The sequence below is a fragment of the Paenibacillus sp. FSL H7-689 genome (genome assembly GCF_000517905.1).
In the GTDB taxonomy this organism is placed as follows: Bacteria; Bacillota; Bacilli; order Paenibacillales; family Paenibacillaceae; genus Paenibacillus; species Paenibacillus amylolyticus.
Genome location: NZ_ASPU01000002.1, coordinates 264,639 through 287,522, shown reverse-complemented (window position 1 = coordinate 287,522; position 22,884 = coordinate 264,639). Strand labels below are relative to the sequence as shown.

Annotated in this window: 20 protein-coding genes; 7 read left to right on the top strand and 13 right to left on the bottom strand. The window is 46.5% G+C overall.

What is annotated here, in order from left to right:
• Window positions 1-174 precede the first annotated feature (174 nt).
• Window positions 175-2,580, bottom strand: coding sequence for an AraC family transcriptional regulator (locus tag C170_RS01240; protein ID WP_051446923.1), 2,406 nt, complete (start codon window positions 2,578-2,580; stop codon window positions 175-177).
• Between the two features lie 215 nt (window positions 2,581-2,795).
• Here C170_RS01240 and C170_RS01235 point away from each other — a divergent pair, with 215 nt between their 5' ends.
• The 3 genes from C170_RS01235 to C170_RS01225 all read left to right on the top strand — a co-directional run bounded on the left by C170_RS01235 (window position 2,796) and on the right by C170_RS01225 (window position 7,556).
• Window positions 2,796-4,151: a dipeptidase gene (locus C170_RS01235; protein WP_036605860.1), complete on the top strand. Its 1,356-nt coding sequence runs from the start codon at window positions 2,796-2,798 to the stop codon at window positions 4,149-4,151.
• A gap of 1,027 nt (window positions 4,152-5,178) precedes the next feature.
• The gene (locus tag C170_RS01230) at window positions 5,179-5,814 is read left to right on the top strand and encodes a TetR-like C-terminal domain-containing protein (protein WP_235200695.1); all 636 of its coding nucleotides are present in this window, start codon (window positions 5,179-5,181) and stop codon (window positions 5,812-5,814) included.
• Window positions 5,815-5,969: 155 nt separating this feature from the next.
• The gene (locus C170_RS01225; protein ID WP_051446922.1) at window positions 5,970-7,556 is read left to right on the top strand and encodes an oleate hydratase; all 1,587 of its coding nucleotides are present in this window, start codon (window positions 5,970-5,972) and stop codon (window positions 7,554-7,556) included.
• A gap of 606 nt (window positions 7,557-8,162) precedes the next feature.
• On the opposite strand, the gene C170_RS01220 is transcribed toward C170_RS01225, so the two are convergent.
• The 4 genes from C170_RS01220 to C170_RS01205 form a co-directional block, all read right to left on the bottom strand.
• Window positions 8,163-8,534, bottom strand: a complete 372-nt coding sequence (locus C170_RS01220) for a hypothetical protein (RefSeq protein WP_036605859.1) — start codon at window positions 8,532-8,534, stop codon at window positions 8,163-8,165.
• Between the two features lie 164 nt (window positions 8,535-8,698).
• Window positions 8,699-9,919 (bottom strand): N-acetylglucosamine-6-phosphate deacetylase, encoded by a 1,221-nt coding sequence (gene nagA, locus C170_RS01215; RefSeq protein WP_036605858.1) that lies wholly within the window; start codon window positions 9,917-9,919, stop codon window positions 8,699-8,701.
• On the bottom strand, window positions 9,916-10,644 hold the full coding sequence (gene nagB, locus C170_RS01210; RefSeq protein WP_036605949.1) for a glucosamine-6-phosphate deaminase: 729 nt from the start codon (window positions 10,642-10,644) through the stop codon (window positions 9,916-9,918). The genes nagA and nagB overlap by 4 nt, the downstream gene beginning before the upstream one ends.
• Before the next feature lie 9 nt (window positions 10,645-10,653).
• Window positions 10,654-11,517: a MurR/RpiR family transcriptional regulator gene (locus tag C170_RS01205; protein WP_036605857.1), complete on the bottom strand. Its 864-nt coding sequence runs from the start codon at window positions 11,515-11,517 to the stop codon at window positions 10,654-10,656.
• A 209-nt stretch (window positions 11,518-11,726) separates the two neighbouring features.
• Here C170_RS01205 and C170_RS01200 point away from each other — a divergent pair, with 209 nt between their 5' ends.
• Window positions 11,727-11,978: a hypothetical protein gene (locus C170_RS01200; RefSeq protein WP_036605856.1), complete on the top strand. Its 252-nt coding sequence runs from the start codon at window positions 11,727-11,729 to the stop codon at window positions 11,976-11,978.
• A gap of 225 nt (window positions 11,979-12,203) precedes the next feature.
• Here C170_RS01200 and C170_RS01195 read toward each other — a convergent pair whose 3' ends face one another.
• Window positions 12,204-12,743 (bottom strand): DUF4303 domain-containing protein, encoded by a 540-nt coding sequence (locus C170_RS01195; protein WP_036605855.1) that lies wholly within the window; start codon window positions 12,741-12,743, stop codon window positions 12,204-12,206.
• A 229-nt stretch (window positions 12,744-12,972) separates the two neighbouring features.
• Here C170_RS01195 and C170_RS01190 point away from each other — a divergent pair, with 229 nt between their 5' ends.
• Both C170_RS01190 and C170_RS01185 read left to right on the top strand, forming a co-directional pair.
• Window positions 12,973-13,233: a hypothetical protein gene (locus tag C170_RS01190; RefSeq protein WP_036605854.1), complete on the top strand. Its 261-nt coding sequence runs from the start codon at window positions 12,973-12,975 to the stop codon at window positions 13,231-13,233.
• The gene (locus C170_RS01185) at window positions 13,230-13,619 is read left to right on the top strand and encodes an aspartyl protease family protein (protein ID WP_036605853.1); all 390 of its coding nucleotides are present in this window, start codon (window positions 13,230-13,232) and stop codon (window positions 13,617-13,619) included. The genes C170_RS01190 and C170_RS01185 overlap by 4 nt, the downstream gene beginning before the upstream one ends.
• Before the next feature lie 201 nt (window positions 13,620-13,820).
• Here the strand turns inward: C170_RS01185 and C170_RS01180 are convergent, their stop codons facing one another.
• The 6 genes from C170_RS01180 to C170_RS01155 all read right to left on the bottom strand — a co-directional run bounded on the left by C170_RS01180 (window position 13,821) and on the right by C170_RS01155 (window position 19,745).
• Window positions 13,821-14,045, bottom strand: coding sequence for a helix-turn-helix domain-containing protein (locus tag C170_RS01180; protein WP_017692532.1), 225 nt, complete (start codon window positions 14,043-14,045; stop codon window positions 13,821-13,823).
• A 244-nt stretch (window positions 14,046-14,289) separates the two neighbouring features.
• The gene (locus C170_RS29870) at window positions 14,290-15,279 is read right to left on the bottom strand and encodes a YhcN/YlaJ family sporulation lipoprotein (protein WP_051446921.1); all 990 of its coding nucleotides are present in this window, start codon (window positions 15,277-15,279) and stop codon (window positions 14,290-14,292) included.
• 267 nt (window positions 15,280-15,546) lie between these two features.
• On the bottom strand, window positions 15,547-16,554 hold the full coding sequence (locus C170_RS01170) for a DUF4340 domain-containing protein (RefSeq protein ID WP_036605852.1): 1,008 nt from the start codon (window positions 16,552-16,554) through the stop codon (window positions 15,547-15,549).
• The gene (locus C170_RS01165; protein ID WP_036605851.1) at window positions 16,551-17,945 is read right to left on the bottom strand and encodes a GldG family protein; all 1,395 of its coding nucleotides are present in this window, start codon (window positions 17,943-17,945) and stop codon (window positions 16,551-16,553) included. The genes C170_RS01170 and C170_RS01165 overlap by 4 nt, the downstream gene beginning before the upstream one ends.
• A gap of 4 nt (window positions 17,946-17,949) precedes the next feature.
• Window positions 17,950-18,666: an ABC transporter permease subunit gene (locus C170_RS01160; RefSeq protein ID WP_017692528.1), complete on the bottom strand. Its 717-nt coding sequence runs from the start codon at window positions 18,664-18,666 to the stop codon at window positions 17,950-17,952.
• Window positions 18,663-19,745, bottom strand: a complete 1,083-nt coding sequence (locus tag C170_RS01155) for an ABC transporter ATP-binding protein (RefSeq protein ID WP_036605850.1) — start codon at window positions 19,743-19,745, stop codon at window positions 18,663-18,665. The genes C170_RS01160 and C170_RS01155 overlap by 4 nt, the downstream gene beginning before the upstream one ends.
• Before the next feature lie 436 nt (window positions 19,746-20,181).
• Between C170_RS01155 and C170_RS01150 the strand changes: the two genes are divergently transcribed.
• Window positions 20,182-21,255 carry a glycosyltransferase family 4 protein gene (locus tag C170_RS01150; RefSeq protein ID WP_235193923.1) on the top strand — a complete coding sequence of 358 codons (1,074 nt, stop codon included), beginning with the start codon at window positions 20,182-20,184 and terminating at the stop codon, window positions 21,253-21,255.
• 64 nt (window positions 21,256-21,319) lie between these two features.
• On the opposite strand, the gene C170_RS01145 is transcribed toward C170_RS01150, so the two are convergent.
• A complete protein-coding gene (locus C170_RS01145) occupies window positions 21,320-22,849 on the bottom strand; it encodes a DHA2 family efflux MFS transporter permease subunit (RefSeq protein ID WP_235200694.1) in 1,530 nt (509 codons plus the stop codon).
• Window positions 22,850-22,884 lie beyond the last annotated feature (35 nt).

Below are 22,884 nucleotides of genomic sequence, written 5' to 3'. Positions count from 1 at the left end.
ATGATGGCCGAAAAGCCCGCTATAACGCCATTTTCACAAGAAATTGCACATAACGTAGCAGGTAGAATTGCACATTTTTGCGGGTTTATCCTTCTTTGTATCACGGTAAAAAAAAGAAAAAACCGGCATCCGCTAAAGCCGAATGCCGGTTTGAAATGACAAATATATAAACGGTTATTGTCCGAACCATTGATCTCGATACTGACTCGGGGTAACTCCCTCCTGTTTCTTGAAAATCCGATTAAAATAACTATGCTGATATCCCACAGCCGCCGCAACATCATTGATTTTCATCGTTGTCTCCCGTAACAATTGCTTCGCCGCATCCATTCTCACACGTGTCAGATAATCAATAAAGTTGATGCCCGATACCTGTTTGAATGCCTTGCTCAGTGCATAGGGTGTCATCTGCTCCTCGTCAGCACAGTTTTCCAGCGAAATGTCGCTGCGGTAATGTGTATCGATATACAACATCGTTCGTTCCACCACCAGTTTCAGCGGTTCCTGCGATCGTACCTCAACCTCTTGTATATAAGGTATGAGTACCTCATTCATCATCCATTGCTTCATCTGTACAGGTTCACGAATACCGGATAGTTGCTCATACATGTTATAACCACCAAACAGCTTATAAGGTGTGACACCCGTTTGCAACATCATGTGCTGAATGCTGCCAAGCAATTGAAGCATCATCTGTTGCACCTGAAATTCGGTACTGCCCGTCCGCGTAATCTCACTCATGAATTGTTCCAGCACACGTTCCGCTTCGGTTTGTTTGCCCAGCCTGACCGCCTGTAACAATTCCCGTTCCAGCCCAAGCGGATAGGAAGCTGCTTCATTTCTGCGGAAACACGCCTCATCCTCCAGATCGAGAATCTGACTTCCTTCCTCCACACTGCGATAAACCACGGCCTGTTCCATCTCGACGAATCGTCCGGGCAGTTCCTGAAGTGAAGCTACTGGGCGACTGACCATCAAGGTCACCTTCATTTTGAGCGTCCGTCCAATGACCTCCACCAGTTCCTGTCCCCATAACAGCGCTTGTGATTTCACAGGTTCGTCCTGGGGAGCAATCACAAGCATGGCGGAAGACAAGTCATGAAAGTTCATGACACTGATCTGCCTGAAATAATTTTTCGCCACTTCCTGAGTGATATTCACTGCTGCAAAGGTGACTAATCCCGTGTCCTGGCTTCCAAATCTGCCTTGCAGCTGCTCATACCCCGTATAATACATCTGCACCAGCAAAAACTGCTGGCCCTCCAGTTCAAAGCCAAGATTACGCATCCGCTGCTGGAGATCCTGCTCGTTATAGGCATATAGGTGCCCCTGTACAAGTTGTAAGACAAAACTGTCGCGCAGATGGGGAAGCTGCTCCTGCAATTGGCGATGTGCCGTGACACTGCGAGAGGTCAGCTCGTTCCACTGTTGCTCCAGCAGCTCAAACTCGTCCAGTTTGGCATCCGTTGGTGTTGTTTCGTTTCTGCCAGGCGTAAGCAGATGCAGCATCCGTGCTATAGGCGAATAGATGCGGCGGGAAGCAAACCAGGATAACAATAATCCCAGGATGAGACTACCTGCACTGGCAATGACGATGATTTTGGATACCAGTTTGACTGGCGAAGTGACTGAGGTCAAAGGTGCTGCGGAGACGTAAGTCCAGTCCGAATCGATCCGACTCAATGAACCGTATGAGACAGAATAGGTCTGATCCTCATATCGGAACAGGAATGAGCGGCTGCCCGCATGTAGGGCTACTTCTTCTTTTAGCTGCTGCTCAAAAGCAGAAGTCTCTCCCGCCGTTCCCGGATTCCCGGTAACCAGTGTGTTTCCTTCCTGATCCATAAGGAACGTTAACCCCTCGTCATAAGGAGTAAGCGTTTTCAATAAACTGGCGACTTTCTCGTTATCCAGCGTGATGATCAGTGCACCAAACGGATTAATGCTCTCCCCTGGTATCTTATGTACTAGAACAAGTGCATTGCCTGCATCCGTATGCAGTGGACTATCGTTGGTCGAAAGTTCGGTATCTCTGTTGGTGCTGGAAACCCAGTCTGTCCAGTACACGTGGTTCCCCATGGAAAGGTATCGATCATAGGCTTGTACTTTCGCTTCATCGTTCAATTCGGTATAATCCCGATTAAACAAGATTGGCTTCGGTTCCTGCAAATACAGCTGTGCTGACTTGATCAGTGGATGGGAACCTTGTAATACGTATAAGGTAGTCACAATCTCCTGCGTTTCATTAAAATAGTACACAAAATCCAGCGTTCGCAGTGCATTGCCAAACCTCGGTTCAAAAGCCCAATGGGATAAGTTCATCTCCAGATAAGCCAGCTGGTCATCCACATTGCGTGCCCGGTTCTCGATCTGGTTCTGGTGCATTTGATTGAACTCGGTTTCCATCCGGCCAACAACCTGTTGATACATGACGATACCTGTGATTAGTCCGGGAATGCTGGCAATGAGTAAAATAAGCATGAGGCTGTTTCGATAAAATCGTCCTTTATGCCTTCCAGCCTTCAAATCGGATAACCGCTTGAATCTGCCAAATATTCGATCGCTCCTAGTCGGTTCCATCGCTGCTCACCTGCCTGCTTGCATCGAGTCTGACTGTCATGGAAACTTCCTCAACTCCCCTGAGAATATATGGATGAAATCCTTTTCTTGTATTATACGCACAATCCTCAGGTGAATGAAACGATCTGTAACCGATCATTTTTTTAACCAATGTTTTATTAACATGACAAAATGGATTACAATGAGATATAGCAAACATGAAGGAGGCCTTTTTAATGAAAGAACAGACTTATTTTGAACAAAATAGAGAAAAACACCTGGCAGAACTGAATGAATGGTTGTCCATTCCAAGTATCTCTGCCATTTCAGAGCATAAAGAGGATATTAATCGTGCAGCACAATGGGCAGCAGATGCGCTCACACGTGCAGGCATGGAAAACGTAGAGGTCATTCAAACGGCTGGACATCCAATTGTCTATGCAGATCACCTGCATGCACCCGGCAAACCAACGGCTCTGATCTATGGACACTATGATGTACAACCTGTTGATCCGCTTAACCTGTGGGAGACACCTCCTTTTGAACCGACCGTTCGTGATGGCAAGCTGTATGCCCGTGGTGCAACGGATGATAAAGGACAGATTTTCCTACATATCAAGGCAGTAGAAGCCATTCTCGCCGAAAACAAAGAACTTCCAGTTAACATCAAGTTCTGTATCGAAGGCGAAGAGGAAATCTCCAGCCCGAACTTGCCCATCTATCTGAATGAACATACAGACAAGCTACGTGCAGACATGATACTGATCTCGGATACATCTCTGCTTGAAAAAGGTAAACCGGCTATCTCCACTGGCCTACGTGGCCTATGTTCCATGCATGTGGATCTGAACACAGCCAATACCGACTTGCACTCCGGTTCATTTGGCGGCGGCGTACCAAACGCACTGCATGCACTCGTGTCCCTGCTCGCTTCGTTGCATGATGAGCAAGGCCGTGTAAGTGTAGATGGTTTCTACGACGGCGTACTGCCACTGTCTCCTGAGATGAGAGAAGAATTTGTGAAACAGGGCTTCAATGAAGAACAGCTTCGTCAAGACCTTGGGCTGGAGCAATTGTACGGCGAAGAAGGTTACTCGTTCGTGGAACGTGTAGGCGCTCGTCCAACATTGGAACTCAACGGCGTATGGGGTGGTTTCCAGGGCGAAGGCAGCAAAACGGTTATTCCGAAGGAAGCTCATGCCAAAATTACATGCCGCCTTGTCGCGGATCAAGATCCACAACATGTATTGGATCGTATCGAAGCACATCTGCGCGCTCACGTTCAACCGGGTGCAACGCTGCATGTGAAACAAATCGAGAAAGCTTTTGCTTTCAACACGGATCCTTCGAATCCAATTCTGCAAAAAGCAGCAGACGCGTATGAGCACGTGTATGGCGTTCGTGCCCTCTTCACCAAAGATGGCGGCTCCATTCCGATTGTTGAGAAGCTCTCACGTGTACTCGAAATCCCTGCTGTTATGATGGGTTTTGGCTTGCCGGATGAGAACCTGCATGCACCGAACGAGCATTTCAACCTGGAGAACTTTGATAAAGGGTTGTTGACGATTGTTCAATTTTTGAAGAGTTTGTAATAGTTAGGGCTCATCGTGTTAAAACCAGTTCATGAGGGCGTGCTGAGTGGACGTTCCGGGGCCGAATCGTTCTTTAGATCGCTGTTATCGTCGGATTTTTTTGGATTCCCCTTCTCAAAGGGTAAAATCCGACGATAAAGGCGAACGCTCCGCTTCTTCAGAATCGATTTCGTCCCCTCCACTACGTTGCAGCTTCTCGCATGACTGATTTTAAGATTGAGCTAACTATTGATTGGTTAGTGTAATTAGGAGAACAAAAGGACGGCCTTCGGGTCGTTTTTTTGATTTATTTTGTTTTTTTGATTTTGTTTCTTGGTTCTTTGGTTCTTGGTTCTTGGGTTCTTTGGTTCTTGGGTTCTTGTTTCTTGTTTCTTTGGTGAAATTGTAGTTTTTTTGATGGCTGCTTTTTATGATGGAGACGATGAAGACTTACTTTTAAATGGGTTAGTGTATGGGAGATAACAACATGGTGACCTTATAGGCCGTTTCTTTGGATTTTGTCGCGATCGTTACGTTGTAGCCTTATCGCGGCTGCTTCGAAGGATTGGGTCTCACTTTGATGGGTTAGTGTGATAGATTACCTTAACGATGGGCTACTGAACGCTTTTTAGATTTTTTTCTCGATAACTTCGTTATCGTTGTTCCTATGACTGATTTTATAGACGTAGTCTCGGTTTTAATGGTTTAGTGTATGGGAGATAACATACGCGACGGCTTATCGGCCGTTTTTTAAGATTGATCGGTATCCTTCACTAGGTTTCAGCTTTTACCCTGACTGGGCTACTTTATTGTGACTGGTTTTAGACGACGGCTAACTTTTAAGGGTTTTGATAGAGATAACTCAAGCGGTGGTATTCGGCTGTTTGGTTGAAACGATTGATATGTAGAATGCGCCCTTATGGAGCATGATGTGGATCGGGTAACGAAGATGTTGATAGTTAAAGGGGTTTTGTGGATGGGAGGGTCTTTCGGGATTCCTGCATTTTGACTTGTTTGTGCTTAGCGACTTCGGCGCGGGGCTTTTGCCATGAGTGTTTACGTGCTGTTGCGCCCCGGCAAGCTAATCCAAAATGATGAGGTGAATGTTGTGTCTACTTCTCACCTGACCAAAAATGCGCTGGCTCACTCGCTTAAATCACTGATGGAGCATACTCCATTGAACAAGATTACGGTCAAACATCTGGTGGAGAATTGCGGCGTGAACAGGCAAACCTTTTATTATCATTTTCAGGATATTTACGCGCTGCTTGGGTGGATCTATCAGACTGAAGCGGTGGAGAGTCTTACGGAGTACCGAAGCTATAGCACATGGACGGACGGATTCTATAAAATCTTTTGTTACATCGAGAACAACAAAACGTTCTGCTGCAACACACTCAACTCGCTCGGGCGTACCCACCTGGATGTATACCTCTATGAAGTAACCCATGATCTGATCATGGGTGTTATTGATGAACTCGCCTGCGGGATTAAGGTCCGCGGAGAAGACAAAGAGTTCGTTGCCAACTTCTATACCCTGGCTTTCACTGGGCTGATCATTCAATGGATGAGGGGCAACATGCAAGAACCGCCAAAACAGATTATTGAGAAGCTCAGTGAGCTAATCGAAGGCAATGTCCTGAGAGCACTGCACAGGTATGAGAATAAGCTGCCATCCACTTAAGGATGCGCGGCTTTTTTCGCATGTGATCTAAGCCTGATTTTTAGACACTTTTCCAAAAGTGACCAAAAATTGGACACTCCCGTTCTTTTAATCATACCTTACCGAACCTGCAAGGTTTACATTAGGGATGTGATTACAGTAACTTTTGGAGGCGAATGATCGTGAAGAAAGAACATGGTAATAAACAGGTCTATTTTGTAGGCGGCGGCATTGCATCTTTGGCGGGTGCAGCTTATCTGGTTAGAGATTGTGACTTTCCCGGAGAACATATTCACATTATCGAAGAAATGCCGATTCTCGGCGGCAGCAATGACGGTGCTGGTAATCCCGATCAAGGATATATCATCCGCGGCGGACGGATGCTCAATGACGAGGCCTATGAGAATCTGTGGGAGTTGCTGGCTTCCATCCCTTCCATCGACCGTCCGGACATATCTGTCCGACAGGAAATCACCAAATTTGACGATGCCAATCCCACACATTCCAATGCACGGCTCATCAACCGTGACGGTAAAGTCGAAGATGTGCTCTCCATGGGTTTTGATATGGCGGACCGGTTGGCGATGGGCAAACTGATTATTACTCCTGAAGACACGCTGGGTAAATTACGAATCAACGACTGGTTTGGCCCTCATTTTTTCAAAACGAACTTCTGGTATATGTGGGCGACCACCTTCGCCTTCCAACCTTGGCATAGCGCCGTGGAATTCAAAAGATACATGCTTCGCTTTTTTCACGAATTCCCAAGAATTCAAACGCTGGAAGGCGTCACCCGCACACCGTTCAACCAATATGACTCGATTATCCTGCCATTGCATAACTACCTGGAGCCGTTTGGCGTAGATTTCACGCTGAAATGTACGGTTACCGATCTGGATTTCAAAGACGGTGACGGCATTACAGTAAGTCGGATGCATGTGCTCAGGGGAGGTGAAGAGGAAGTCATTGACATCCTCGAAGGTGATCTCGTCATTGTCACAAACGGTTCGATGACCGAAGGGGCCGATATCGGCTCCATGACTTCCGCACCGAAACTGAACGGCAAGGGCAGCTCATGGAAGCTGTGGGAGAACATTGCCGCCAAGAAACCGCTGCTGGGCAACCCTTCTTCTTTTAATGATCATGTGGATGAGTCCAAATGGGAATCGTTTACGGTCACCTTCCATGATTCGGTCTTCTTCGATCTGATGGAGAAATTCACACGCAACCGGGCAGGTACCGGTGCTCTGGTTACTTTCAAGGACTCCAGCTGGTTCATGTCTGTCGTTCTCGCCTTCCAGCCGCACTTCCGTGGTCAGCCGGAGCATGTCAACGTATTCTGGGGATACGGATTATCCCCGGATAACGTGGGCGATTACGTGAAGAAAAGAATGTGCGACTGTACAGGGGAAGAGATTATGCAGGAGTTGATCGGCCATCTTCATTTCCAGGAACATCAAGAGGCCATCATGGCCACCGCCAACTGCATTCCTTGCATGATGCCATACATTACAGCCCAATTCATGCCTAGACTGAACAGCGACAGACCAAAGGTTGTGCCTGAAGGCTCCACCAACCTGGCCTTCATCAGCCAATTCTGCGAAATTCCCGATGACGTGGTATTCACGGAAGAATATTCGGTCCGGGCAGCACGGATCGCCGTATACACTCTTCTCGGAGAGAACCGGCCAATTGAGCCGATCAATAAGTATCAGTATGATGTTCGGACGCTGTTCAGTAGTTTTGTGACTTCGTTTAGATGACCACTTCAAAGAGGATTCAGACATTAGATGAATGAAGGAATGTTGGATGGATCTGTGGATGGGGATAGATCTTTGGAGATATCTGTAGAGTTCGGTGAGTAACTTTGTGATCTTTAGGAAGCTTTGTTATCTTAATTCTATGTATTGTGCCAAGTTAGTAAGATATGAGTTACTACATGAGTTAGCTTCAGAAGCTTGCATCCCCGTTGAACGAGTTAATGAGTGAATATGGTTGTTGCTGAACTGAAGAGTCGTTGTATAAGGAAAATAGAGAGAGTTCCGTCAGCTATGACAGGACTCTCTCTTTCGTTTACTCGTGTACTATCTAAGTCCAACCCATAGCTTTCATCGAGATTGCCAACTGTCGTCTAAAGAACCTCACAAACCTTATTACTTGAAATTTCGCAGGTTTGAAAATCTAACGAATCGTAGACATCTTATTTGCGCTTTAGACATGTTTAAGTAACGAAATATCGTTAAATTGCATTAAATAGCGTGTCTGAGATTCGTTACATTTTCTATGACTGCCAAATCATTGGAATAAGGCTTCACAGATTCGTTAGCACTACTCACGCCGCTTATTACAGCCTACATATCACACTTCGCTTAAGTGCGGAATGTTGTGAACTTCAGCATGTGCACAAGCTTGGATAAATGTGTGATCTCCTGCTGGACTCCAGAGGTGTCCGTACCTGTCATTGCCTGATTTGCTCGCAGCGTTCTACGGGTATTCAGCATACCCTCGATCAGTTTCATGACTGTGTTGCGTCCACGATGATCCACAATCATATACTTTTTGCGTGCATCCAGCTCTACCCATACGATGTTGCTGAATGATGTGAACAGATGCCTGCGGTACAGCTCCATATCGGTCTCATTGTAATGCTCGCCATAAAAGGCATAATATCCGTGTATGTGCAACTTCTCCGCCAACACTGTGATGAACGGATCATGTTCGAGCATAGCGTTACGTTCCATGTTTCACGCCTCCGTTATGCGTGATCCGCAGATCCCGTCTTTTTGAGATCTATTTTAACATATTGCGCAAGGTGTTGCCTCTCCACAGATAAAAGCCAAGTTTTAACTCCGAAGGCTGATGCATCACAAATGAGAGTTATTAGCTCGATACTAATTTTCTAAATCTAATATGACTCGCCGATCCGTCTGCCCTTCACCCACACACCCTCAATATCCAACTCCGCATTCAGCAAAACGATATCTGCCTGCTTGCCTTGAGCCAGGGAACCTGTCCGATGATCAATGCCGAGCAGGCGTGCCGGGGTCAGACTTGCTGCACGTGATGCAGCGTTCAGGCTCAAGCCCACTTCCTGTACCAGGTAACGGAAACCACGTATCATCGTCAGCGTGCTTCCCGCCAGTGCGCCGCCGTCCTTCAGTCTTGCCTCCCCATGCTTCACGATTACGGGCAGATCGCCGATCTTGTATTCCCCATCATCCAGTCCCGCAGCAGACATGGCATCTGTGATTAACACGAGTTGATCATCATGTTGCTTCAGCTGAGCCAAGATTGAGATCGCCGCAGGATGCACGTGAATTCCGTCGGCAATCACCTCAGCACTGATACGTGGATCACTCAGCACGGCTCCGGCAGCCCCGGGTAGCCGGTGATGCAGCGGTGTCATGGCATTGAACGTATGTACTGCATGATGTAGTCCTGCCTCAACTGCCCGCTCCACCTCTTCATAGGTCGCATCCGTGTGACCGAGTGCCGCTGTAATCCGTTGTTCTCGCAGCCATGAAATGACTTCCAGCGCGCCTTCACGTTCCGGTGCCAACGTAACTTGACGGATCAGGCCAGGATATTGCTTCTCCCATGCTTCGAGCCAGGATACATCAGGCAGTATGATATGTTCCGGATTTTGCGCACCAGGCCATTTCGGACTGAAAAATGGACCTTCCAGATGTACGCCCTCAAGCTGTGCATATGGCATTTCACCGGAACGGTAGCGGTCCACTTCAGCAAGTACGCTGTCCAGTCGCTCTTTCGGAGCCGTCATGGACGTCGCAAGCATCGCTGTTGTGCCCTGCGTACTATGGAAAGAAGTGATCTTGTCCAACACCTCCGGGCTTGCGTCCATAAAGTCTTCTCCGTTCCCACCATGCACATGGATATCAATGAATCCAGGCACAATGAGGCTGTTTTCCGGTACAGTTATAGGCAAAGCCTCTCGCCGAATCTGTTCGGGCAGACCTTCAGGTAACCCAGCATAGAGGATTTTCTCATCCCTCCAAGCTAATACACCGTCTTCCAATATCTCATTTGAAAGGAGCAGCCTGCCTCGAAGAAGAGAAATATTTTCATCACGCTGGCTCCCAGGTTCACGGCTATTCTCCTCGGTCATCTCACCAGCCTCCCTGCCGCACGGTCCAGCAACACCACCACATTTGGATGACATTGCAAAAGCGATGCAGGACAGGCCGTTGTGATTGGGCCCATAAAAGCTTCGCGAATAATCTCGGCTTTTTCCTCGCCACGGGCAATGAGCAGAATCTGTTTGGCTTTCAGAATGGTACCGACACCCATTGTAATCGCCTGAGCCGGAACTTCATCAATGCTGTCAAAGAAGCGTGCGTTTGCCTTTCTCGTCTCTTCTTTCAAATCCACGACATGCGTTCGTCCTGTAAGTTCAGTTCCCGGTTCATTGAAGCCAATATGACCATTATGTCCAATACCCAACAGTTGAAGATCTACCGGTCCACGATCGTCCAGCCGTTGTTCATAGGAATTACATTCCTGTTCCAGATCTGCAGCCTGACCATCAGGCACTTGCGTTCTAGCAATATCTACATCGATATGATTGAATAATTGTTGGTTCATGAAACTGCGGTAACTTTCGCGATGTTCTGTTGGAAGTCCGACATACTCATCGAGATTAAAAGAAGAAGCCTGTGAGAAGCTGACAAGCCCCTTCTGATATAGCGTGATAAGCTGTTTATATATGCCTACAGGAGAACTTCCTGTCGCAAGCCCCAATACAGCACGTGGTTTGGTCTGCAACAAGCTGGCAATGAGGCCAGCACCTGTAGCGTTCAAATCTTCTTCATTTTCAAAAATGCGTATATTCATCTTCATCTGTCAGGCACCTCCGTTGTGTTGGACTCGATAAGATTGCACATTGTGATAGGATTGTTCCAGTCTGGGGATAAAACGGTCGAAGTCGGCACTTACCATGCCTGTGAACAAAATATCGACCACATGCAGCAGTGCAATACGTGAAGCCATATCTCCACGCCTCATGCCTTCTTCCAGAGAGGACGTAAAGAGTGGGATATCGGATACAGTTGCAAGCTTGTTACTGCCATAGGAAGTCAGTGAAATCGTAGAAGCTCCGGCCTGTTTGGCACAATGCAGGGCATCGATGGTCTCTGGTGTTTCGCCTGAATAGGATACAGCCATCGCCACATCTCCCTCTGCGAGCGAAGATGCGGATGTAATCTGCATGTGTGAGTCGGAGAAAGCCGTAGAGCTTTTGCCGATCCGCACCAATTTCTGATAGAAATCCTGTGTAACAATCGACGAGGTCGCCACACCATAAAGATCGATGCGGCGAGCCTGGCACAATAATTGCACTGCTTGCTCCAATCTGCCCAAATCCAGCAAACGGGTGGTATCTGCAATCGACGCGAGGTGGTTGGCTTCGATAGCTTCAACAATTTTGGATAGGGAATTGCCCGCTACAATATCCTGATACGCCGTTTCATCGGATGCGTGGGACAATTCTGCGGCGAGTTTCATTTTGAAATCGGGAAAACCTTTGAAATGAAACGACTTGCAAAAGCGTGTTACCGTCGCCGCACTTGTGCCACTCTGCTCTGCCAGATGACTAATCGTCCAGCCGGGAATGTCCGATGGAGATTGCATAATGACTTCGGCAATACGTCGCTCCTGAGACGGAAGGTTATTCAGTTCTTGCTGCAACGCACGTAATATGGCTGCCATGAGGTCCTCACTTTATGAAAATTATTTTTATTTATTTTTAATAAATTAAGAAAATTATTTTTATAACTTCATTTTAATCAAGACGATCCTGCAAATCAAGAGAAATTTAACATGACTTTTGCAATGATCTGAGCGTGTATAGACCCTCACCTGCTTGATACGCATAGTTGATGTCCTTTATATTGAGAATCGAGAGGGGTGCAATTCTAATGAATCGAAGACAACGGGAAAAGCTCATTCCTTCCATCTGGATTATGGCTTCCAAACAAACAGAAGGACACGCCTATTATGCCCTCTATGCTATCGACTGGAAACGCGGAGGTCGGCTGAGTTGGGAAGGCTGGAATCAGCTCGAAGACCTGCTGCAATTTCATATTCCGATCAAACGAAAAGCCGGAGGCCGAAAATTTTCTTCCCAGCCTGCCGCCAAAATTGCGAAAAAGAACTCCATCTTCATCTGAACGAAGCATAGTTCGAGGAATTGGAGCAGCTTTTTTATCAGCCTTTATCGAAGAAAAGATGGAGGATGTTCACTCAAATGAATAGGAATCTATAAGTGATATAAATTCGGTTGTTTCATTTTTTCACGCTAAAACAAAAAAAGCCTCTTCCCTTCTTTGGATAAAGAATAGGAAAGACTTTCGCGGTACAACGATTCAATTCATTTTGATTCAAGTTAGCTCGTTCTAATTGATGCCATCATATCGTTTTAAGAACTTGCTGGCTAAGCTGGGGACAGTCATTTGATGAACCGATTGATTCTCAATCTCCTCCGCCAGATCGTCATCTGTGAGAGAAACGAAGAACGTAATATCTGCTTTGGTTTGTCCATATCGGGCGAAAACGTCATCTGCTGTCTCATTCACAACTTTCGCAATGATTCGAATGATCTCATCTTTATACTCCTGAACTTCTTCTGTTGCATACAACAATCGGCTGATGTGGTTAAAGTGCGTATCCTCGCCATATTGATATTCGGAGCAGCCCCATCTGTAATAGATCTCGTCCTGCTCGCTGTCGCACAACCCCTGTTCCTTCATATTGGTGATATGCCTAGTCAGGGATTCCTCTGTATTTACCGCCATGAACAGCGTTACCCAATCACTGTCTGTTCCAAATACACAAGCATATACTTTCTCCTGCTCTACTTTTGCCAGCGTTTGTTCCAGATCGGGTAGAAACCCCGCTCGAAATTGGTCTTCGAATTTATTAAAAAAGCGATCCATTCAGCTCATCCTTTCATGCTAATACAGTTTAAGATTCAATTGTCTGTTCAAACCATAAATTAATTGGGCCCAAAAACTTTAACGAGATATTCATATCCCCGCCCTGTTGCTATATAGGTCTCTCAATAACTACAAGGTACCACATAATTACAAATAACGTGCTTACTTCCTACACCCTTAAACAACTATGCTATAATAAAAATACGACTATCCAAGCGAGGTGACGCCGATGAAATGGGGAGAGATTACTGAATTACACCCAGATCGTTTTGTGCTTGTGGAAGCAATCAAGGCAAGTTCCAGCAACCGTGTCCGTCAACTAGAGGATATAGCGGTTATTCAAAACTATGATAATCCTCAAGAAGCCTGGAGCGGTTATAAAGAACTGCACAAGCTCCATCCGACACGCGAGTTATATGTATTTCATACGAGCAGAAGCGATGTTGAGGTTGTAGAGGAATTTTTCTCAGGAGTGCGGCAACGAACATGAAACTACAACTACAGCAAGGCTTACCTATCGTATCCTTGACCATAAGCCACAATGAACAAACTATCATTTTGCATAATATTTTATTTGATACAGGCTGTGCAGCAACTGTGTTTGATACCGATGCATTAGCTGCAGTAGGTATACAGATTGATTTTATTAATGGACGAGCTAAGCGAATGTATGGGGTAGGTGGAACGAGCGAAATCTGCTATGAACAGCACATTCCCAATCTTCATATTGAGCATATTGCTTTGACTAATTTTCCAATTCAACTTGGTTCAATTCAAGAACCTTATGGTTTTGACGGAATCATTGGCATTGATTTTATGATGAGAGCCTCATGCAAAGTCGACTTTGAATTAATGGATGTTCAATTTTCAACATAAGCTATGTAATGATAACCTTTGATGGTTGTCGTTGCGTGGCTTATTTTTGTACACCATGGTTGGGTGACTCCATCCCGGAACAGCGGATCATCTGATGTAATAAACTATAAATCAGCAGCAAAAAAGCCTTGCCCCATTCTTCATGACAAAGAATAGAGAAAGGCTTTCATGCTGCTACTTAATCCTAACTGTAATTCGCAACTAAATCTTCAGTTCTCCAAGCTTAATCAGCTCGACAACTGCCTGCGAACGACCCTTAACATTGAGTTTCTGCATCACATTCGAAATATGGTTACGCACCGTTTTCTCGCTGATGAATAACTGCCCTGCGATGTCACGCGTTGTTTTGTCTTGAACCAGTAATTCGAATACTTCGCGTTCACGGTGGGTCAACAAAAATTTGCTTTTATGATCGATACCCTTCAATGTTCACCCCTCCTTGCTCGGGTTGTGTTGGTGTAACAAGGTTAAGGGGATACAGTCAACTCATCTTATGTCAGGTCAAGGGCGTTGGTTCAGTTTTATAAGAAAAATGGGCAGTAAACATGTGATTCATTGTCCGAAGAGAACGTATTCAATTGTCTATGTATTGGATCATGTAAAACAAACACGCCCCTGCAACAGATGTTACCATCTGCGCAAAGGCACACTTGTTCATCTGTCTTCAGAACTACCGATTCATTCGATTCATGACACCACCGTTGTGATTACGGTTCATCAGGCCATCGTCAAGGATGCCATCACGGTTATTCGTATCTGTTCCGTTCGTTGGGAAAATGCGCTCTACCATCGATTGGAACGTATCGATCATACCACTAACGGGCTTACCGTTACGAATATCTGTGGCATAGTTCTCGACATGCTCCACAAAATCAGGATTGGCTGATACATATACATTCTCGATATTTGGTGCAAACTGTTTGATTTTGGCTGAAATCTTACCCTTAATCTCAGCTGATGTGTTATCGTCCGTACTATCTACACGTTGTCCTTCACTTTTCATACCATAATGCCCATCGTCTGTCCCACGTGCTTTACCGCTATTTGTCAGACCACGCATCATGCCAACGGCGCCTGTGCCCATGGTTCCATAGATGCTGCGGTCATTCCCCATATGGCTACGATCCGTTGCCGAATTTGTGTTCAGTCCTGGAGCAATTCCGCTAGTGCTGTACGGAGACATTGTACCCGTACCGCCATTCACACGCATACCACCCATATCGTGATTCATGTTGCCTCCACGCATGGTATCACTGGCATGATTACGCATCGTTCCATTAAGCATGCTCGTACGACCATTGGACTTGCTTTCCAACTTGCCTGCATGACCATCTGCCAAACGAACAGCCACATAAGCATTACGATCCGTTAACATGACACGGGCGGATTTTACTTCCTTCATCTCCGTGATACGTTTTGCCAGCTCTTCACTGGATTTCAGGTCAGTCACATTGTGCATGCGATAACTTTTCGCACGGATACCATCCATGCCATTTGTTTCCACACCATAACGGTTAATGCCGTTGGCTTGCTGACGAACACTTTGCGTATGCATATTGTTGGTATCCCGATTCGTGCCACAACCTGTCAAACCGACCATTACAAAGATTGCAGTAGATAATGATAACGTAATAGCTGTTGCCTTTTTGACTGCTGGCATGTACTCATCCTCCAATGTTTGTTGGTTTTGGTCACAAAGATAGGATGCGCTTCTATACGTACCGATATGCTGAAAGGATATGGTACCTTACCCTGTAGATTCAGGTATTCTGGTTTCGGTCTTTGTTTATTGATCTTTAGTTTTGATCTGTGGACCGTGAGTTTCTTCGCTATATAAAATAAAAAAAACAGTGCTGCTTGTTCGCAGCACTGCCTCGAAATCATATTTGCATTTCAACACAACAATATCACTTATCTTCCGCCCCGCTCATTTCCCGTCTGTTGATGTTTCGTCATTTGCAGAACTCGATGATTCTTCCGAAGAAGTTGTAGATGCTTTAATTGTATCCGGAAATTTCTCGGCTTCCGTTAGACTTGTCGTATCCATGCCATATGCCCATTGACCATCCGGCGTAATGACCCAGATCTGATTAGGTTCGGATGGCACCGTAAGTCCCCGATACACATCTCGAACTTGTTGCCCATTGACCGTCTGTTCAACAGACAGGGTGAATCGTGGAACCGAATTCTTCAGCTCAGACGCTTTACGCACATCATCTGCTGTCGACAAGTTTTTGATTTTGCCGATAAGAGATACGGCATCTGTGGCTTCAATCGTTTTTCCATTCAGTGTCCAGGTCTGTTCTGCCGCATCGTTCTCCAATGTCGTTTTTAACATCCAGGTAGCTGCCTCACCCTCCCACTCCAGAGACCCAACATTTGTCTCATCCATATTGAAAGGTGTAGTGTCCAACAAATCACGACGAGACAAAGCTATGCTGGTAATCGCCTCTGTCTGCACGGCAACCACAGGGCCCGAATCAACACGCACATAACGTGCATCATCTGCTGGAAGCTGGCCACCAATAGCCAGTTTGATCTCCCGATTATCTTTGAGTTTGATATCCATACGTCTAGCATCTGTTCCTAATCCGTACTTATTCAGATCCTTCGGCGCTTCTTCCACCACCAGTTCCTGATTTGCATCACTCAGAGCATCCAGCCAGCTGCTTACACTGTAACCGTTCAGAGGATAGGCTTTTGGCTCAACCATCTGCCATACGCCATTTTCAAGCGTTAAAGTCGAAGTTGCTGCTACATCGGATGTCTCCTCCGTTGTGTCATGTATTGTAATAGATTGAACATCCCCGGATTGAATACCAAGCAACTTGGCTTGAACCGCTTCTTCTTCCCGAAAATAATTTTGACTGGCCGCGTACACCCAGCCCACAATTAGTACGATGACCACCAGAATCGTTGGGACCCATTTTCTCATACTCGTCTGCGCCTCCACCATAAGAGTACACCAATGATAACAAAGATGAGTGGGAATGCTACAATAGCCACGAAGAAAATCGTTCTGGCCTGTTCGCCATTCAGGTATGCCATCTCATACCCGGCTTGCACCCGTGGGCGAATCGTCAAACCATTTTCTTTCTCACTCAAATAGTTTACCGTATTCAAAATAAAGTCCCGATTGCCGCCATTCGCAATTTCCGAATCCTGCATGAAAATGGACGAGCCCAGAATAACCGCCTTCGGTTTACCATCCGTCGTATCGGCTGCATATCCTAATTCAACGGGTCCCTGAATGTCCTCTTCGGCATCTTTGGTTGTTTCATTCTGCAATAAGCCGCCGATATTCGTCTCCCCATAACTGTCATTCGAAGAATGAATTAACGGTGAAAGGGTATATTTATCCTGTTCTTTGCTGGTCAACGCAATCGACAGCGACAACATCGGATACAATTGGCTCGCAGCGAGTTTGTCCGTAATTGCATGTGTACCATACTCCGGCACCACCCAGAGTGGCCCCATCGTACTGGCTTGCTGATTATCCACCATGACCGCATGCTCATCAACGACGCCATAGTCAGCCATGAGGGCATCGATGTTTTTCCAACTGGATTTCATATCTTCTACAAATCCGAGGGATAATAACAGCTTGCCTCCATTACTCAGATATGTGCGAATGGCTTTCATTTCCGTATCACTGAAATCACGTTGTGGACCAATAATGGCGAGTACATCTGCATCTTCTGGAACCTTGCCAGCTTGATTCAGCTGTAACTCTTCCGTCTGCACATTATTTTGTTCCAAGGAGGATTGCAGCGTAGTCATCTGAGCGAGACTCAACTCTTCATGTCCAGTCAAAAAGACCATTTTGTGCATCTCCGTGGATGACATGTTCATGAGCGCCTGCGTAAGTTTTTCCTCACCTGTGAACTGATATGATCCATCACTTCCGTCACCTGTCGCGGTGAACAGACTGGCGATATCAATCACTTTGTGTTGATCTCCCTGCTCCAGCACAATGGAGCTGCCTGTTATGCCATATTTGGATGCAAGCGCAGGTTCCTGCGTCAGATTATATTGTTTTATTTTCAGCTTGCTATTGCGTTTCGTGTATTCCTCAACCATATCCGTGACCTCACGGTTCAGGACGGCGTTGTTGGCATTTTCAACCGTTAACACCAGAATGTTGACGTCATCCTTCACATTTTTGATCGCAGTAAGGGACTGGTCAGATAACGTGTATTGTTTGTTCGAGGTCAGATCCAGCTGGAAGCCGCCAAGTGAATTCAGGAACAGTGTTAGCAAAATAAAGATGCCAATCACCGCTACGGACAGCACGGTACTGTTGGTATGACTTAACCATTTTTTCATCTTCTCACCTCCACCGCTTCCGTTCCACAATTTGAATGCTTAACAGCAGAAACACACCCGAAAGGGTGACATAATACAAGATATCCGGCCCACTAAGCACACCTTTCATGAAGCTGTCGAACCGGTTGGTCAGAGCAAACGGGTCCAGCCACTGTTGCAAAGCAGAACCTGTATTGCCTGCGAATGAATCAAGCATCCACAAAACGAGTAAAATAATAAAACCCGCCACCGCAGACACCATCTGATGCTGGGATAATGTAGAAGCGAACAGTCCAATCGCCATCATACTTCCGCCCAGGAAAAATAACCCCAGCGCAGACATCCATACCGTCGTCATATCCAATGTCCCATAGAATGACATGATGAAAGGGTACACCAGACTGCACAGGATGAGCACGACCAGAATGGCCAGAGAAGCAAGATATTTGCCAAAAATAATTTCTGTTACTCGTGCCGGAGAAGTCAGCAACAATTCATCCGTTCCCTGTCTAAATTCCTCTGCAACCAGTCGCATCGTTAACAATGGCACGACAAATAGCAGCATGGACAACGTATCGCCCAACACGAGACGATAATCAACAATACTCGGCTGGTAATATACAAAGCTTGAATAGAACAGCAGACTGGTCATCAGTACATATACGGCAAAAGCAAAATAGGACGTTGGTGACAGAAAATAAGCTTGCAGCTCTTTATTGCATACCGCCATCATTCGTCTCATTTGGAGTCCTCCCCTTTGCGAGCTTGGGGCGAAGCATCGGCTGCTGTACTAACTGATGTTCCCGATATACTCGACGAGTCGATGTCCGAATTTGCGTCTGTGTCTGTTGCCTCGGTTGTGGTCAGCTTCAGGAAGATTTGCTCCAGACTCAGGTTCTCCTTCTTCATCTCCAGTATCGGTAATCCTGCACCTGACAAAAGGTAGAACAGCTCCTCCCGGAAATCTTCCGAGTTTTCTCCAGTAAGCAGCATTTTAACCGTATCCGCTGAATCTGAAGTAAGTGAAGTATCTTTGGCGGTATTCACATCCAATGCTTGAATGACTTCACTCCGCACCTTCTCCCATGGTGTCAGCACATTATGTAATTGCTCCGCAGTGGCCTTCACTTCTATCGATACCTTGAACTGATCCCCCATTGCTGATCCGAAATGCTGAGGTGAACCATCCAGCACGAGCTGTCCCTGATTGATGATCAACATTCGATTACAGAGCGTGCTCACTTCAGGCAAAATATGCGTACTGAGTAGCACCGTATGGTTCTCCCCCAGTTCTCGAATCAGATCTCTGATCTCAATAATCTGATTTGGATCAAGGCCCGATGTTGGCTCATCCAGAACCAGCAGATCCGGCTTGTGAATAATGGCTCCTGCTAACCCGAGGCGTTGCTTGTATCCTTTGGATAACCCACGTACCATTTGCCTTTCCCGACCCTGAAGTCCCAGTCTGCTAACCATCTCACTGATCCGCAGCTTAACCTCACGTGCCGGGACATCTCGCAAATTGGCTACGAATTTAAGATAGGACTGCACGGTCATATCCGGATAGAGTGGCGGCGTTTCAGGCAGATACCCAATCTTGGAACGAACACGCTGACCCTGCTCATGCACCGATACCCCATCCACCATAATGGAACCCGCGGTTGGATGCACATAACCCGTAATCATACGCATCGTTGTTGTTTTTCCGGCACCATTGGGTCCGAGAAAGCCAACAATCTCACCACGTTCCATGGTGAAATCCAGTTGATGTACGCCGCGTTGCCCTTCGTAAACTTTGCTGACCTGTTTCACTTCGAGCACATCATTCATCCTTTCCCGTTAAAATACCCGTGCAGCATCGTTCGTTATATAAATTCAACTGAAAATATTTACACTTGCACTCCGATGGCAGAATAACCTTCCGATCACTGTTATCCCCAGATTTTTTTGATTCCTTCATTCAGAAGGAAAAATCCGCTGATAAAGGTGACCGCTTCGCTTCTTCAAGTTATTTCTGCCCTCTCCGTTATCGTGTAAATGTTACGTTGAACTTATGTAATAGATGATGGGCACGGGAAGTTCCTTGTATATTACGTGAGCTATCCTAGCCTCAGCTTAATGACACTTAAAAGACAGCTTAAAAATTTTTGTCCAAAATGTGAACATTCTGACCAACACCCACACCCTGCGCTTAAAGCCAACGTAACATAGAGTACAGGAGAATGTGCTCCTGACCAAAAGTCAGAGGGTGAATCGTGTGAAAGTATTATTCACGTTTTATGTTCCGAGCGGTGGCGTGGATACGTTAAATCGACTGCGCACCGCTGTTCTGAAACGCCATGGCATTGAAGCGCACCTATTGTATCTCAGCACAGGCTCGGGATTGCAGAACAACAGTGATACACCCATTTTCACCGCGTCCAGTGACGAGGATATCCATCATATCATCCATACTCATCATTATGATGCCATCATTGCCACTTCAGACATCGCTATGCCCGGCCGTTTGAGAGGACTTGGTTATACCGGACGAATTATTTTTGAAGCGCAGGGACTCGGAGCACGCGATCAAGCTCTGGAAACGATACAGATGGGTGTCCCATACCTCCAAGCTCATTGTGATGCTGCCGTTATACCTCCCACAGACCACCTGCTGGATATGTTCATTCATATCTGCCCTTGGCTTCATCGGTTTGTTATTCCCAACATGCTGGATACGGACACCTTCGCACCAATCTTGGTGGATACCCCACCCTATCCGGTGCTGGCTTGGGTAGGACGACTTGAACACAACAAAAACTGGCGTGAATATCTAATCATATCGAGTGAAATCGTCAAAAAAAATCCGGAAGCCAGACTATGGTTATTCCACGATCCAACTTTGGCTAATCCAGAAGATGAAGTCATGTTCCGGCACATGCTGGCAGAATACGGGCTTGAGGATCGGATTGGCATCTTTATCAATGTTCCTCATTCTCAGATGCCTGCATATTATTCCATGATTGCCGCTTCAGGGGGCATCATGTTATCCACTTCCCTGCTTGAAGGATTCGGTTATGCCGTCGCTGAAGCCATCTCTTGTGGCTGCCCGGTGCTCAGCACGGATTCGGATGGTGTGCGTTCATTTATCACACATAATAAGACTGGGAAGTTTTATCCAATTGGAAATGTAGAGGCCGCTGTAGCCGAAGCAAGGGACCTCATGAATAACAAGAAACTGCGTGAGTATATTCGCATTCAGGGCAGACAGCATATGAGCTTGTCTTTTTCACCAGATCGATATGCGATTTCTTTCCGTGAAATGATGACAGCACTGCGAATTTTCCATTGAGCATAGCAAAAAGGCAGTTCAGCAAAATTTCTCTGAACTGCCTTAGTATGGTTTTTATAGAGTCTTAGTGTCCCATCATCATCGCGGGATCAGGCTTATCGCCATTTTGAAGCTCTTCTTTCGGCATCGGCTTAGGTTTGCGCAGAATCAGACTGAGCAAACATCCGAACAATGCAATACAAGCGGCAAGGAAGAACGTATCATTGAAACCAGCCACCAAACCATGCACGATAGCGGTCGGCTCTGTACTCGTTGTATTGTCTGCGATTCTTGAAGTCAGGAAGCCTGTAAGCCCTGCAACCGCAAAGGACACGACCACTTGCTGTGCAGCCGCCGTGAGCGGTGTCACCCGTCCAACCAACTTACGCGGTGCAGCATTTAATACATGCGTATTGAGTGGCATCATGGACAAGCCCATACCCAGCCCCATCATGACCAGAGCCGTTATAATCAGGCCAAGACCTGTCTCTGCCGTGATGGAGGACAGAATAAACAATGCTCCCGAGATAATACCCAGACCCACGAAGGCCAGAGGTCTAGCACCGATTTTATCAAACAACCGACCACCAAGAGGCATACCCACTCCGGAAGCCAACGCCTGTGGCAGTAGAATCAATCCTGTTTCCAGTGCAGTGTACCCTTTGATCTGCTGCAAATAAAGCGGGATCAGGATCATCGCACCGAACAGCGCCACTTGTGACACCCATGCGAGAATAATTCCCCGTGAGAAATCAGATGATTTGAATACCCGGAGTTCGAGCAAAGGATTTTGATGACGAAGCTCCACAATAATGAACAAAATGAGCGCTACACCACCCACAATGACACCCGTCAAAGTTGTTGCAGACGTCCAGCTCGTTCCACCCTCACTCACACCGTAAGCCAGCATCGAGAACGCAATTGGCGCCAGAATCATGCCGAGGAGATCCAGTGCAGGTGTGCGTCCACGATCTGTATCCGGCAAAAACTTGATACATAGAATGAAAGCTGCAATACCAATGGGCAAGTTAATCAGGAAGATCCAGTGCCAGCTCAGTGATTCAATAAACCACCCGGACAACACCGGACCCAATGCAGGGGCAAGCAGCATCGGAATTCCCAGCATCCCCATGATGGAACCTCTTCGCTCAGGCGGAGCCAGACGAAAGACCATCGCCATACCAATAGGAGCAACCATGCCTCCACCAAGGCCTTGAATGATACGGTAAATGATTAATTGCTCAGGTGATTGAGCGATCGAGCATAATACAGAACCCAAGGTAAACATGGCAATCGTGAAAAGAAATACTCTTTTGGCACCAAACCGGTCCGTTAACCAGCCTGCCAGTGGAATAACTGCAGACAAAGCCAGGGTATAACCCGTAACCGTCCATTGGATCGTTTTAAGATCCGTCTCGAAATATTGAACCAGATTCGGAATGGCCACGTTCACCACCGTGCTGTCCAGTATAACCATGATCATACCGACGATAATAGCCAGGAGTGGCAGTATAATTGTTTTGATTGAAAACTCTGCGGGCTCCTGGGATACTGCTGTTTGCTCTTTCACGTTCTCCACACTCTTTTCCAGCCAGAAGATCGCAGGTTTAGCCATGCGTCTCACTCAGCCTATATTGACGACTAATTTCA